Source organism: Metapseudomonas otitidis (assembly GCF_011397855.1).
Lineage (GTDB): Bacteria > Pseudomonadota > Gammaproteobacteria > Pseudomonadales > Pseudomonadaceae > Metapseudomonas > Metapseudomonas otitidis.
Map to the genome: position 1 here is coordinate 5,944,876 of NZ_AP022642.1, position 15,521 is coordinate 5,960,396.

The following is a 15,521-nucleotide window of genomic DNA, read 5'->3' on the forward strand; positions in this document are numbered from 1 at the left end:
CCTACGGCCGCCCTTTTTGGGACAAATCTCGTATCGGGCCCGAGAACAGGAATGAAGAATTCGCGCCTTCCGCGAGTTTTCCCCCGGTTCCGGAGACCTCGCCTGGCAAACACCCCGTGATTGCCAGTGCAACAGGAACCCGTGCATGCGAGGACATCCCGTGAGCAGCAATACCGTCCGAGTAGCCGTCATAGATGGCGTCAAGATCAGCCAAACCGAAGAGATACGCCCCACCAGCGGCCAAGTCATCCGAGTAAAAGCCATTGCTGGAGGTAAATACATCCTCGCAGAAGGTGATCAGGGAATAGCCCCCGAGAACATCACCCTGACGCGGCAAGGCGATGATCTGCTCGTCCACCTGGAAGATGCACCTGCTGACCAGCCCGACCTCATCATCGAAGGCTTCTACACCGCCCCCGGACAACTGATCGGTATGGCGGAAGACGGCGTGTATCACCCATTCGTCGCTTCGGATGGTGAAAGCGAGCATGAAGCCGCATTCCTGGTCAACGACGTTTCCTCCCCTCACGCTCTCGGCATCGAAACCATCAGCGGACTCGACGAACTGGAAGCAGCCGGAGGCATCTTCTGGCCAACAGCCTGGGGGCTCGGCGCCTTAGGTCTGGGCGGAGCAGCCGCAGCCGGCCTGGGAGGAGGTGGGGGTGGAGGTGGAGGCGGTGGTAGTGGCGGCGGAACCTCCGGCGGCAGCAACGAGGCGCAGCCCGTCTTGCCGGATCAGACAGAGCTGCCGACCCCAAAACTGGAAAGTGTCATCGACACTGTCGGCAGTGTTACCGGACCGCTCGCCCCCCACGATGCTACCGATGACACGCGCCCTACCTTCAATGGCCAGGGAACGCCAGGCAACGTGATCGATATTTACGATCAGGGCAGCCTGATCGGTCGCGTGGACATCAATTCCGGCGGCCAGTGGAGCTTCACGCCGAGCGTACCGCTCGAAGAAGGCGCGCACAGCATCACCACCGTAGAAAAGGACCCGGCTGGCAACACCAGTGCCCCAAGTGACCCCTTCGACTTCATCGTCGACACCACACCCCCGGACGCACCGGTGATCACGACTGTCTACGACGACCAGGGCAGCAAGACCGGCAACCTCGTCGCCGGCGAAACCACCGATGACGACAAACCCACCGTCTCCGGCACCGCCGAGCCGCAAGCCACTGTCGTGCTCTACGACAACGGCAAGGAGGTCGGACGCACCACCGCCGATGCCAATGGCAACTGGTCCCTGGAGCCCAAACTGCCCCTGGCCAACGGCAACCACACCCTGACCACCCAGGCCATCGACAAGGCCGGCAACGTCAGTGTGCCCTCCGCCGGCTTCGACTTCGTGCTCGCCAACAACGGCCAGCCGAACAAGCCCGACATCAATGATGTGCTCGTCGAAGACGACAAGGGTCCCATCACCGGCCCCATCCACGATGGCGACACCACCGACGACGACACCCCCACCCTCAGTGGGACCGGCAAGCCCGGCGACACCATCGGGGTCATCGTCGATGGCAACGAAGCGGGCAACACCGTGGTCGATGACAACGGCAACTGGACCTGGACCCCTGACCAGCCCCTGGGCGAGGGGGAACACGACATCGGCATCGTGGTGAAGAACCCGGCTGGCAACACCAGCCCGCCTTCCGACACCATCACCGTCATCGTCGACACCACACCCCCGGACGCACCGGTGATCTCGGCTGTCTACGACGACCAGGGCAGCAAGACCGGCAACCTTGTCCCCGGTGAAACCACCGATGACGACAAACCCACTGTCTCCGGCACCGCCGAGCCGCAAGCCACTGTCGTGCTCTACGACAACGGCAAGGAGGTCGGACGCACCACCGCCGATGCCAATGGCAACTGGTCCCTGGAGCCCAAACTGCCCCTGGCCAACGGCAACCACACCCTGACCACCCAGGCCATCGACAAGGCCGGCAACGTCAGTGTGCCCTCCGCCGGCTTCGACTTCGTGCTCGCCAACAACGGCCAGCCGAACAAGCCCGACATCAATGATGTGCTCGTCGAAGACGACAAGGGTCCCATCACCGGCCCCATCCACGATGGCGACACCACCGACGACGACACCCCCACCCTCAGTGGGACCGGCAAGCCCGGCGACACCATCGGGGTCATCGTCGATGGCAACGAAGCGGGCAACACCGTGGTCGATGACAACGGCAACTGGACCTGGACCCCTGACCAGCCCCTGGGCGAGGGGGAACACGACATCGGCATCGTGGTGAAGGACCCGGCTGGCAACACCAGTGCCCCAAGTGACCCCTTCGACTTCATCGTCGACACCACACCCCCGGACGCACCGGTGATCACGACTGTCTACGACGACCAGGGCAGCAAGACCGGCAACCTCGTCGCCGGCGAAACCACCGATGACGACAAACCCACTGTCTCCGGCACCGCCGAGCCGCAAGCCACTGTCGTGCTCTACGACAACGGCAAGGAGGTCGGACGCACCACCGCCGATGCCAATGGCAACTGGTCCCTGGAGCCCAAACTGCCCCTGGCCAACGGCAACCACACCCTGACCACCCAGGCCATCGACAAGGCCGGCAACGTCAGTGTGCCCTCCGCCGGCTTCGACTTCGTGCTCGCCAACAACGGCCAGCCGAACAAGCCCGACATCAATGATGTGCTCGTCGAAGACGACAAGGGTCCCATCACCGGCCCCATCCACGATGGCGACACCACCGACGACGACACCCCCACCCTCAGTGGGACCGGCAAGCCCGGCGACACCATCGGGGTCATCGTCGATGGCAACGAAGCGGGCAACACCGTGGTCGATGACAACGGCAACTGGACCTGGACCCCTGACCAGCCCCTGGGCGAGGGGGAACACGACATCGGCATCGTGGTGAAGGACCCGGCTGGCAACACCAGTGCCCCAAGTGACCCCTTCGACTTCATCGTCGACACCACACCCCCGGACGCACCGGTGATCACGACTGTCTACGACGACCAGGGCAGCAAGACCGGCAACCTTGTCCCCGGTGAAACCACCGATGACGACAAACCCACTGTCTCCGGCACCGCCGAGCCGCAAGCCACTGTCGTGCTCTACGACAACGGCAAGGAGGTCGGACGCACCACCGCCGATGCCAATGGCAACTGGTCCCTGGAGCCCAAACTGCCCCTGGCCAACGGCAACCACACCCTGACCACCCAGGCCATCGACAAGGCCGGCAACGTCAGTGTGCCCTCCGCCGGCTTCGACTTCGTGCTCGCCAACAACGGCCAGCCGAACAAGCCCGACATCAATGATGTGCTCGTCGAAGACGACAAGGGTCCCATCACCGGCCCCATCCACGATGGCGACACCACCGACGACGACACCCCCACCCTCAGTGGGACCGGCAAGCCCGGCGACACCATCGGGGTCATCGTCGATGGCAACGAAGCGGGCAACACCGTGGTCGATGACAACGGCAACTGGACCTGGACCCCTGACCAGCCCCTGGGCGAGGGGGAACACGACATCGGCATCGTGGTGAAGGACCCGGCTGGCAACACCAGTGCCCCAAGTGACCCCTTCGACTTCATCGTCGACACCACACCCCCGGACGCACCGGTGATCACGACTGTCTACGACGACCAGGGCAGCAAGACCGGCAACCTTGTCCCCGGTGAAACCACCGATGACGACAAACCCACTGTCTCCGGCACCGCCGAGCCGCAAGCCACTGTCGTGCTCTACGACAACGGCAAGGAGGTCGGACGCACCACCGCCGATGCCAATGGCAACTGGTCCCTGGAGCCCAAACTGCCCCTGGCCAACGGCAACCACACCCTGACCACCCAGGCCATCGACAAGGCCGGCAACGTCAGTGTGCCCTCCGCCGGCTTCGACTTCGTGCTCGCCAACAACGGCCAGCCGAACAAGCCCGACATCAATGATGTGCTCGTCGAAGACGACAAGGGTCCCATCACCGGCCCCATCCACGATGGCGACACCACCGACGACGACACCCCCACCCTCAGTGGGACCGGCAAGCCCGGCGACACCATCGGGGTCATCGTCGATGGCAACGAAGCGGGCAACACCGTGGTCGATGACAACGGCAACTGGACCTGGACCCCTGACCAGCCCCTGGGCGAGGGGGAACACGACATCGGCATCGTGGTGAAGGACCCGGCTGGCAACACCAGTGCCCCAAGTGACCCCTTCGACTTCATCGTCGACACCACACCCCCGGACGCACCGGTGATCACGACTGTCTACGACGACCAGGGCAGCAAGACCGGCAACCTCGTCGCCGGCGAAACCACCGATGACGACAAACCCACCGTCTCCGGCACCGCCGAGCCGCAAGCCACTGTCGTGCTCTACGACAACGGCAAGGAGGTCGGACGCACCACCGCCGATGCCAATGGCAACTGGTCCCTGGAGCCCAAACTGCCCCTGGCCAACGGCAACCACACCCTGACCACCCAGGCCATCGACAAGGCCGGCAACGTCAGTGTGCCCTCCGCCGGCTTCGACTTCGTGCTCGCCAACAACGGCCAGCCGAACAAGCCCGACATCAATGATGTGCTCGTCGAAGACGACAAGGGTCCCATCACCGGCCCCATCCACGATGGCGACACCACCGACGACGACACCCCCACCCTCAGTGGGACCGGCAAGCCCGGCGACACCATCGGGGTCATCGTCGATGGCAACGAAGCGGGCAACACCGTGGTCGATGACAACGGCAACTGGACCTGGACTCCTGACCAGCCCCTGGGCGAGGGGGAACACGACATCGGCATCGTGGTGAAGGACCCGGCTGGCAACACCAGCCCGCCTTCCGACACCATCACCGTCATCGTCGACACCACGCCGCCGGCACCGCCCTACATTGCGGCCGTCTACGACGACCAGGGCAGCAAGACCGGCAACCTTGTCCCCGGTGAAACCACCGATGATGATCGCCCCACCGTTTCAGGTATCTGGACGGAGCCGAACGCTACGGTGGTGCTCTACGACAACGGTGTGGAAATCGGCCGGACCGTGGCCGATGCCAACGGCAACTGGAGCTTGGAGCCTACCCAACCCTTGGCCAACGGAGCCCATCTGCTCACAGCCAAGGCTATCGACCCGGCTGGGAACATCAGCGGTCCCTCCACGGGTTTCCACTTCACGGTGGCACCACTGGTCAAGCCGAACGCCCCAACCATCGACAGCGTTTATGACGATGAGGACATCCGCGTTGGCTACCTGCAACCGGGCGACATTACCGATGACTGGACACCGCTGATCGCGGGCAGTGCAGACGCTGGCGCGAAAGTGAATATCTATGCCAATGACGAACTCATCGGCACAGCGACTGCTGGCAGTGACGGAAAGTGGACATTCGACCGTGCCGATCTCGATGAAGGACTGGTCGTGCTCACGGCACGCACCGAAAGCAGCGCGGGGAACCTGAGCGAGCCTAGCGCGCCATTCGAGCTGAATCTGGATTTCTCTGCCCCATGGCGGCCCTATCTGGAGCGCATCGTCGACGATACCGGGCCGGTACAAGGTAACGTCTACCACAACACCACCACCGATGACCGAACCCCGACATTGGTCGGTACGGGCCAACCGGGCGACCGGATCATCGTGCGGGACAACGGCACGATCATTGGCGAAACGCTGGTGGATGAGAAGGGTGAGTGGAGCTTCACGCCCTCGACGCCCCTGTCGGAAGGGCGCCATGACTTCAACGTCAAGGCGACCACCGCCAATGGACGGGAGTCGGGCTGGATGGTGGACGATGAGACCATCTTCATTGACCTGACGCCCCCCGAGCCGCCGGTGATATTGACCCTTCAGGACAATAGCGGCCATGTCGTCGGGGACATTCCCCAAGGCGGCGTCAGCGACGAAGAGGTCCCCATCGCTACTGGTACGGCCGAACCCTTCTCGACTGTCATCATGTACAACGCAGAAGGCACCGTCGTGGGTCAGAGCAAGGCAGACGCCACTGGCTTCTGGCGTCTGTTCGTGTCCGTTCCCCTGGCGCTCGGCCCGCAGTCGCTCACTGTCACTGCGACCGATAAGGCCGGCAATACCAGCCAACCCTCTGAGCCAAGGGAGTTCACCAAGCTCGAGTCGGGTACACCCGGTAAGCCCGTCATCGAGGGGGTGTATGACGATCAAGGCCGAATCGTCGGCAATGTGCCGCACGAAGGCCTGACCGACGACACACGCCCGCTGGTACATGGCACCGCGCAACCGGGCACATTGGTCAAGCTCTACTCGCTGTACACCCTTGTCGGCGAGGTGATCGCCGATCAGAACGGTCGCTGGGAGCTGGAGGTCGATCTGGGCAGCATCGGCATCTACCACAACCTCACGGCTCGAGCGACCACGGCTGCCGGCAACTTCAGCGAGCTGAGCGATCCTTACATCATCTACATCGATACCTCGGTGCCTCCCGCACCCTCGGCAGAGATTCACGACGATGTGGGCATCAAACAGGGAGAGCTGGGTTACGGTGAAACCACCGATGACGCCATGCCACTGATCATCGGCAGAGGCAGGGAAGGCGACAGCATCTTCATCACCGTGGACGGCGACGTCATTGCCGAGGTGAAAGTGAATCCGCAAGGCGAATGGCGCTATGCATTCGACAAGCCCCTCGCCGACGGCCCCCATGTGATCACCTTCCAGGCCATGAGCGAAACGGGCCTGCTGGGCAAGGTCTCCGAGGACTACCGGATCACGGTCGATACCTCCTCGCTGGGTCGGATGGCACCGGAAACAGCTGGCGCCCCTGACCTGCCCCTGACCGGGCGCAGCGTACTGTCCCTGGAGGACGTGCTGGGTCAAGACGACACCGAACTGTTCCGTCCGGATGCCTCAAAGCCCGCCTTGGAGGCCATGACACCGAAGGAAGCCAACACGCAGGACAGCGCCGAACCACGCTGGGCGCACACCGTGATCGACACCCAGCTTTGGGAGCAGTTGGAGACGAACCCACCGTTCCCGCTGGCATAACTCCTGACCTGCCCCTATCCCTCTTCAAATAGAACGACCCCCTGCGGGGGGTCGCGGAGACTCCATGAGCACTTTGAAACACGCGCTCCCATCGCTTGCCTTGGCCCTTTCCATCAGTTGCGTTCCCGTTGCCTCGGCAGCACTTTCCGAACGAGCATTTGACGAGCCTTACAGTTCGACGCCTGAACCAAGCGTGGATCAGGCACAGGTCATCTACTACCGTCTCGATGGCAATCAGGTCAGCCCAGACGGCGCGCTCCTGTACATAGATGGAGAACTGCATACCAGCTTGCTAAACGGCGGTTTCACTCGCTTTTGCCTGAGCCCAGGCCAGCACACCCTGGGAACGTTCCTGAGCGAGAGCCCAGCCTATCCAGGCAAGGCAAACACTCCATTCGAACTGAACCTTGAGGGAGGCAAGACCTATTTCATGCAGGTCGAACTCGCCTCGGGCCGCCCCCTGCCCCTCTCGCGTCAGGAGGCCGAGCCCCGGCTGACCCAGACGCGCCGACAGGCTCATCTGCTCTCGCGAGCATCCAATATCCAAACTTGCGTAGAAACAGCCCCTGCGTCGGAGCCAGTTGCAGTGCCTGTCTACAAGGACTACGCCCTGTCCGGCGATGTGTTGTTCGCCTTCGGCAAGTCCGATAGGAAGGATATGACTCGTGCTGGACGGCGGGCGATCAGTGATCTGATCGCCACGCTCCACCGAGAGCATGCCAATCTGCGCCGCATTCTCGTCGTCGGCCATACCGACCCCATCGGCCGCCCAGAAACCAATCTTGCGCTCGGTCTGCAGCGTGCCCAGACCGTACGCGATTTGCTGGTGGATGGCGGTATCCCGGAAAGCGTGCTGGAAACGGCCAGCATGGGCAGTACCGAGTTGGTGGTGAGCGAGTGCGTGGGCTCGCGTGCTGCGCGGGTCGACTGCTACGCACCTAACCGCCGTGTGGTGGTGCGTGTGGACGTCAGCCAGTAACGCAGTACCCACTGAACACACACCGGAACCTGGCCTGTAGGCCAGGTTCTACGGTTGGATGACCACACGGCTTTTTGAGACAAATCTCGTATCGGCGAACGCCTCTGGAACGAAAGAATCCGCGCCCCGAAACCCAGGCCCGCGGTATCGATAGACGCTTTCCTCGTCGTGGTTACCGCTGGTAGTCACACCGCGAGGACCCCCCATTGAGCACCAGCAACGCTAGCGTCCATATCCTTCATAACGGCACGACCAGGCGGTTTGAAGCTCCCTCAGCCACGACTGCCGCCACGACCACGCAAGTGATGGCACAGCCCGGCGCACTTTACCTGCTCGACACAAGCAGCCAGGGCGACACTCTACTCTGGCCCGAAATGCAACGCCGGGGTCAGGACCTTGAGCTAGGCACCGAGCAGCCCTGGCTGGTCATCCAGGATTTTTTCAGCACCCCAGGCACCTTGGGAGTGCGTGGACATGATGGCTCGCACCACATCTATGTCAGCGCTGAGGCCCTGGAGGCCCGCCTGGATGACGGAGCCACACTCCAGTTCTCGCCGGGGCCGGAACCAATCGCCACGGCACTGTTGTCTGCTACCCCTTTCGCCCATGTTCCGCGCCCCACCTTACTCAACATCCTTGACGATATCGGTACGATCCAGGGCTCCGTCGCCCACCTACAGGCAACCGATGACAACCGCCCAACCCTGCAGGGCACGGCCCGGCCTGGTGATCGCATTCTGATCAAGGATGGTGATCGCAAGCTGGGGGAAACCGTCACCGACGACCAAGGCAACTGGAGCTTCACCCCCCGCACCCCATTGGCCGAGGGCCGCCATGACTTCACCATCCAGGCGCAAGATCCACAGGGCGACCTCAGCGAGCCTAGCGATGTCCACAGCCTGATCGTAGATCGCACGGCCCCCAGGCGGCCCAGCATCGACGACCTCTACGACGACCAGGGGCAGATCACCGGGCCGATTCCCCAGGGCGGGAGTACCGATGACGCCCGTCCCAGCATTTCCGGTACCGCTGAACCCCTGGCCACTGTAGTCGTGCTCGACCGCGGTCAGGAAGTGGGGCGCACCCAAGCCCTGGCGGATGGATCCTGGAGCCTGACGCCATCCATCCCCCTGTCGCAGGGGATCCACAGCCTCACTGCCCTTGCAATTGACCAGGCCGGCAACACCAGCCAACCCTCCGACGCTTTCGAGTTGCAGGTGCTGTCTGCCCAGCCACCCGCCGCCCCCAGCATCGACGAACTCCAGGATACGGCCGGACGTGTGACTGGCAGCATTCCACGTGACGGCCTGACCGATGATCCCCGTCCGCTGGTACGCGGCAGCGCAACCGCAGGCCTGAAGGTCACCCTCTACGCCAATGGCAAAGCCATCGGCAGCGCTTTCGCCGACCAGAACGGCCAATGGTCCATAACCCCTCCTGCCGCCCTTGAAAGCGGGGCGATTACCTTGACCGCCGTGGCGCAAAGCGAAGCGGGGAATTTCAGTCGTGAAAGCCTCCCCTATGGGTTCAAGCTGACCACTGGCCTGCCGGACACCCCGCAACTGCTGGAAATTCGCGATGACGCAGGCTTGGACCATGGCCCCATTGCCGATCGCCAAGCCACTGACGACGCCCGGCCAACCTTCATCGGCAAGGGTGCCGCTGGCCAGCGCATCCTGATCCATGACCAAGGACAATTGGTGGGCGAAACCCGCGTGGACAGCCGGGGCAACTGGCGCTTTACGCCCAAGTCCAACCTGGCCGAGGGTGAACACAGTTTCACCATCACGGCCATGGATGCCACCGGGGCCACCAGCATCACAACACCACCCCACCGCTTGTCGATCGACACCTCGCCACCCGCCCGCCCGCAGGTAATCGATCTTCAGGACAACCAAGGCGACCTGACCGGCAGTATCGCGCTCAACGGCGTGACCGATGATGCGCAACCCATTCTGACCGGGACCGGCGAACCCCATGCCACGGTCCGTGTCTACGACAACGGCCGTGAGATTGGCCGGACCACCATCGGCGCAAACGGCCAGTGGACCTTCGAGCCGACCCGACCGCTGGAGCTGGGCGAGCACATTCTTTCAGCCCGGGTCTTCGACCAAGCCGACAACGCCAGCGCATTGTCCGACCTACTGCCCTTTACCGTATTGCCCGGCGGCCAACCGCAGGCGCCGACCATCACTGGCGTGGTCGATGACCAGGGCAGCATCGTCGGCCCAGTCAGCCAAGGCGGCGAGACCGACGATACGCTGCCGCTGGTCCGCGGGATCGCGGAACCCAACATGGTCATCACGCTCTACGCCAATGGCAGTGAGGTGGGACGAACCACCTCCAATACCAGTGGCCAATGGTCTCTGGAACCGAGCAGCCCGTTGCCCGAGGGCACCATCGTCTTCACGGCCAAGGCCACCAGCCCAGCCGGCAACACCAGTACCGAGAGCAACGGCTATTCGATCATCATTGACATCACCGCACCGGGCTTGCCTGAACTCCTGGACGTCATTGATGACGTTGGGTCGATCCAAGGCTCCGTACCTCACCTGGGCACCACTGACGACACCCTGCCCACCTTGGTCGGTTCAGGCCAGCCGGGTGCGCGGGTACTGATCCGCGACAACGGCCAGCCCCTTGGTGAAGCCACGGTCGATGCACTCGGAAACTGGCAGTTCGTACCCCCCTATCGGCTGCCAGAAGGCACGCACACCTTCACCATCCTGGCGGTTGACGCGGCGGGTAATCGCAGCCAGGAGTCCCCCCCTCGCACACTCATCGTCGACACCACCGCGCCGGACCGCCCAGTCATCCTTTCAGTCTTGGACGACCAGGGTGATGTCACCGGCCCAGTGCTACCTGGTGGCATCACGGACGACGCACAGCCGCTGATCAGCGGCACTGCCGAGGCGGGTTCGACCCTTGTGCTCTACGACAACGGCATCGAGATCGGCCGCACCCTCGTGGAAAGCAACGGTACCTGGCTTTTCGAGCCTTCCAGCCCATTGAGCGGTGGCGCGCACAGTCTCACCGCACGCGCCATGGATGCTGCCGGTAATACCAGTGCAGCCTCCCTCCCCCATGGGTTCACCCTCGTTACAGGCGGGCGCCCGCTTGCGCCCAGCATCGACGGCCTGATTGACGACCAGGGCGATCTCACAGGTTCCATTCCCTCAGGCGGCATCACTGACGACGCACAGCCTCAGGTAACAGGACGAGGCCAACCAAACACCACGCTCGTGCTGTTCGACAACGGCCGCGAGATCGGTCGCACCACGGTCGAAGCCAACGGCACCTGGACATTCGAACCCAAGTCGCCTCTGACCACAGGGCCGCATGCACTCAAGGCGCAGGTCATCGACAGTGCCGGCAACGCTAGCCCCTGGTCGCCGGACTACACCTTTACCCTGGTCGCTGCCGGGCAGCCCAATGCGCCGACCATCGAAGGGGTTTATGACGACCAGGGCAGCATCATCGGCAATGTCCCGCGCGGCGGCGTCACAGATGATGCCCAGCCGCAACTCAACGGTAAGGCTCCCGCCCACAGCACCGTAACGGTCAAGGCCAATGGTCAAATCATCGGCACCACCACGGCAGATGCCAACGGCACCTGGCTGCTGACCCCGGCGACTCCGCTGGCTGACGGCCCGCAGACACTGACCGCGCAAAGCACCAACACGGCTGGCAATACCAGTGCACCGAGCACGGATTACGTGATTGTCATCGACACCATCGCACCCGAAACCCCTTCACTGCAGAAGGTGCTAGATGACGTCGGACCTCTCCAGGGGCCGATCCCCCACCAGGGCATCACGGATGACAACCGTCCTACGCTAACGGGCAACGGCCAACCGGGTGATCGAATCCTCATCAAGGACAACGGCCAGGTCATCGGCGAGGTGATCGTCGACAGCAATGGCAGCTGGCAATATGTTCCGCCGAAAGCATTGACTGATGGTCAGCACGATTTTGTCCTGCAGGCGGTGGACGCTGCCGGCAACCTCAGCATCGAGTCGAAGCCACACACCATTCTCGTAGACACCCGGGCACCGGACCGCCCCGCCATAGAGCGCGTGTTCGACGACCAAGGCAGCATCACCGGCCCGATTGCCCAAGGCGGCACCACAGACGATGCCCGTCCCCTGATTTCCGGCACAGCAGAGCCCCTGTCTACGCTGGTGGTCTACGACGCCGGCCGCGAAATCGCACGGACCCAGACGGATGCCAATGGACGCTGGTCCGTAGAGCCGACCCTGCCTCTGGCAGACGGTGAACACAGGCTGAGCGCCATCGCGATCGATCAGGCCGGAAACGCAAGCTTGCCCTCGGCCGACCACGTGTTCAGCGTGGATACCCTCGCCCCTGCACGTCCTGTCATTACACAGGTCTTCGACGACCAGGGCGATGTCACTGGCCCGCTCAACCCAGGCGATACCACCGACGACTCGCGACCGCTGATCAGCGGAACCGCCGAAGCCAACACCACACTGGTGGTGTTCGACAACGGTGTCGAGATCGGCAGGGCCCGTGTCGATACCAACGGCCAATGGACCTTCGAACCCAGCCTGCCCATGCCCCTGGGCAGCCACAATCTGAGTGCCCAATCGATCAACACGGCGGGCAACACCAGCCTGCCCTCCAATGCCTTTGCGTTCACCCTGGCCTCCTCCAGCCGCCCGAGCAGCCCCACTATCGAGAGCGTCTACGACGACCAGGGCAGCATCATCGGAAACGTCCCGCGTGGCGGCGTCACCGATGACGCCCGCCCCCTGATCCAGGGCAGCGCAGGCGCAGGCCTTACGGTCATGGTGCTGGCAAATGGCAAGGTCATAGGCAGCACAGTGGCCGGTAGCGACGGCAAGTGGTCGTTCGAGCCTGGCACCGACCTCGCCGATGGGCTCCAAAACATCACGGCCAAGGCCGCTTCGGCAACGGGTAACCTGAGCCTGGACAGCGCTCGTTATCCCATTCAGGTCGACACACAAGCACCTGCCTCAGCCAAGCAGAAGCTGATGGACGATGTGGGACCGGTACAAGGCGAAATCACCCCCGGTACGGTGACAGATGACAATCGCCCCACCTTCATCGGCACTGCCGAGCCTGGCAGCACCATCATCATCTACGACTGGGGAATGGAAATCGGGCGCACCACGGCTGCCGGGAATGGAGCCTGGACATTTACACCGGCCGACGCGCTGACCGATGGCCTGCACTCTTTCAGCACCCAGGTCCAGGACATCGCCGGCAACCGTAGCGATGAAAGTGCGCCGCTCGATTTCCAGGTGGACACCTATGTGCCCCAGGCTGTCGCATTGATCAGCCAAATGACCAAGGACAGCGGCACCGATACCCAGGACTTCCGCACCAATGACGGCTCGGCAGGCCGCCTCGTCAGCGGGAGCGTCCAGGGGCAGCTCGGCTTTGGCGAGCGTATCCAGGTCTCGGTGGACAATGGAGCCAGTTGGCACGATGCGCTGGACCTGGGCAACGGTCGCTGGAGCTACACAGACCACACACCGCACCAGAGCGACTGGGCGATCCAGACTCGCGTGATCGATGACGCGGGTCGCACCGGGCCAGTAGAGATCAAGAACGTCGTACTTGACCAATGGGTCACCCCACCAACCGACGTGTCATGGGCCAACGGTGTGTTGACGGTCAGCTTCAACGGGGGTGACTTCCGAGTGGGCTCGCTGATCGAGGCCACCGTGGATGGCACCGCCATCAGTCATCGCCTGTCTGCCCAGGAAATCGCCAATGGTCGCGCCAACCTCAGCGCCCCCAACGCAGGAACACCTCCTGCAGTCTACGGGGCCTCGATGGTCGATGAGGTGGGCAACCTTTCGCAGCAGCTCACCGTCAGCAGCGCTCTGGGCCTCGAGCAGAGCTTCAACGCAGCAGGGCACTATCTGCCACTGTTCAAGGACTTCAGCTACGACGTCGGTACCATGGTCATCACCGGGGAGCGCTACGACCGCAATGTCCTGCAAGGCATCTTTGGCCCGAACTACCGGAACCCCACGCTGCTGCCCATCAGCAAACCCGTGCTGATGGTGTCCGACATCGTGACGCTGGACCTGAAGGTCGGCTCCGCCAGCCGGCTTCAGTGCAACATCAGTGAAAATCACTTCATGAGCTCCCTGCCGCCTGGCGAGTACGACACGACCCGTTTCTACGGAACCTTCAGCCTGAACTTCTACAACGAACAAGGCACGATGGTTCACAGCCACTCTGTACAGTTCAATGGGCGCCAGTTCGGGGAGAGTCTTGATATCCGCATGCTTGAAGGCGTGACCTTCTCAAAGGTCTCGCTACAGGTTTCGAGCCAGTACGCCATCAATCAATCCTTCATCACACTGGATGACATACGTTTCGAAGTCACCTCAGGTGACTACACTCGGCTCTACGAGCAGAACTTCGACAACACCAGCCACGCGAACCTGAACAGCACCAACAAGGCCATCGATCTAGGTGGCTTCGTCATCCGCGACGAAGGCCTGAGGACCACTGCCCAGCAAGGGATTTTCAACGGGACCTGGATCGAGAACAGCTACTACAAGCTGAGTACACCGGTCACCGGCTCCGCCCTGTTCATCACTGAAAAGGTGGCGCTCGAACTCAAGAGTACGACTGCCAACCGCTTTACTGCCAAGCTGGGCGACCTGCTCGGCGAGTCGGTCAACCTGACCTTCTATGACGCATCAGGTAAAGCCGTACACTTCCTCAACCTACGCAATGACAAGCTGGACAACACGTTGCACAACATTGACGTGCGCCTGCCCAACGGACAGACCTTCACCCAGGTAAAGGTGCAGGTATTCAACGATCCGGGCATTGACGGCAAAGCACCGCTGATATGGCTCGACGAGCTGAAATTCCACGGTGTGTCCGGTGAGATTGGTGGTACGCCCAGCGGCAGCAACACCATAGAACTGCTTCCCCCTCCATCCGAACAATCGGTCCAGACAGCACACCCCTACTACGGTGGTGACAGCAACAACACCTTCCTTCTGGCAGACATACGGATACTCAACGGACCCGGCGCCTCAATCAATGGCGGTGAAGGCATGGATTGCATCACCCTGACTGGCGCGGGTCAGGTCATGGACCTCACCGCGCTGGCCGGAAAGGTCCGCTCCATCGAAGTGCTGGACATCACCGGCAGCGGCAACAACACCCTTAAACTCTCGGCGGCAGATGTACTCAGCCAGGGCCAGACTGACCTGTTCCACAACAGCGGCCACGTCCAGATGCTGGTCAAGGGTGATGCAGGCGACCTGGTCCAATTACAGAAGCAGGCAGGGGCCAACGACGGGGGGCGCTGGCAGTCGCAGGGCAATGTCAACGTCGATGGCGTGGGCTACCAAGTCTGGCAGCACAGCTCCCTGGAGGCTGAGCTCCTTGTCCAGATGGGCGTGACCACACAATTGGTATAACCCCCCCGAAGCCCGGCCTATGCGCCGGGCTTTTTCTTGGTCGGCTCATCAATGGCCAGAGAACGTGAAGCCGGTCACGTCCTCGCCCCACTCAAGAAGTCTTGCTTAG

The 15,521-nt window shown here is 62.6% G+C and carries 4 protein-coding genes; 3 read left to right on the forward strand and 1 reads right to left on the reverse strand.

Annotated features, from left to right (window positions below; all coding sequences use genetic code 11):
• Nucleotide 1: 1 nt before the first annotated feature.
• Nucleotides 2-490 (reverse strand): hypothetical protein, encoded by a 489-nt coding sequence (locus PotMrB4_RS27490; RefSeq protein ID WP_172434973.1) that lies wholly within the window; start codon nucleotides 488-490, stop codon nucleotides 2-4.
• Between PotMrB4_RS27490 and PotMrB4_RS27495 the strand changes: the two genes are divergently transcribed.
• From PotMrB4_RS27495 to PotMrB4_RS27505, 3 genes are all read left to right on the forward strand, one after another.
• The gene (locus PotMrB4_RS27495; RefSeq protein ID WP_232060880.1) at nucleotides 434-6,994 is read left to right on the forward strand and encodes an Ig-like domain-containing protein; all 6,561 of its coding nucleotides are present in this window, start codon (nucleotides 434-436) and stop codon (nucleotides 6,992-6,994) included. The genes PotMrB4_RS27490 and PotMrB4_RS27495 overlap by 57 nt on opposite strands.
• Before the next feature lie 64 nt (nucleotides 6,995-7,058).
• Nucleotides 7,059-7,973 carry an OmpA family protein gene (locus PotMrB4_RS27500; RefSeq protein ID WP_172434975.1) on the forward strand — a complete coding sequence of 305 codons (915 nt, stop codon included), beginning with the start codon at nucleotides 7,059-7,061 and terminating at the stop codon, nucleotides 7,971-7,973.
• Nucleotides 7,974-8,179: 206 nt separating this feature from the next.
• Complete coding sequence (locus tag PotMrB4_RS27505) at nucleotides 8,180-15,412, forward strand: Ig-like domain-containing protein (protein ID WP_172434976.1); 7,233 nt, start codon at nucleotides 8,180-8,182, stop codon at nucleotides 15,410-15,412.
• Nucleotides 15,413-15,521 lie beyond the last annotated feature (109 nt).

Coding starts and splice junctions, on each gene's coding strand:
- PotMrB4_RS27495 (WP_232060880.1), top strand. CDS start 434: ATGGCGGAAGACGGCGTGTATCACCCATTCGTCGCTTCGGATGGTGAA.
- PotMrB4_RS27490 (WP_172434973.1), bottom strand. CDS start 490: ATGCTCGCTTTCACCATCCGAAGCGACGAATGGGTGATACACGCCGTC.
- PotMrB4_RS27500 (WP_172434975.1), top strand. CDS start 7,059: ATGAGCACTTTGAAACACGCGCTCCCATCGCTTGCCTTGGCCCTTTCC.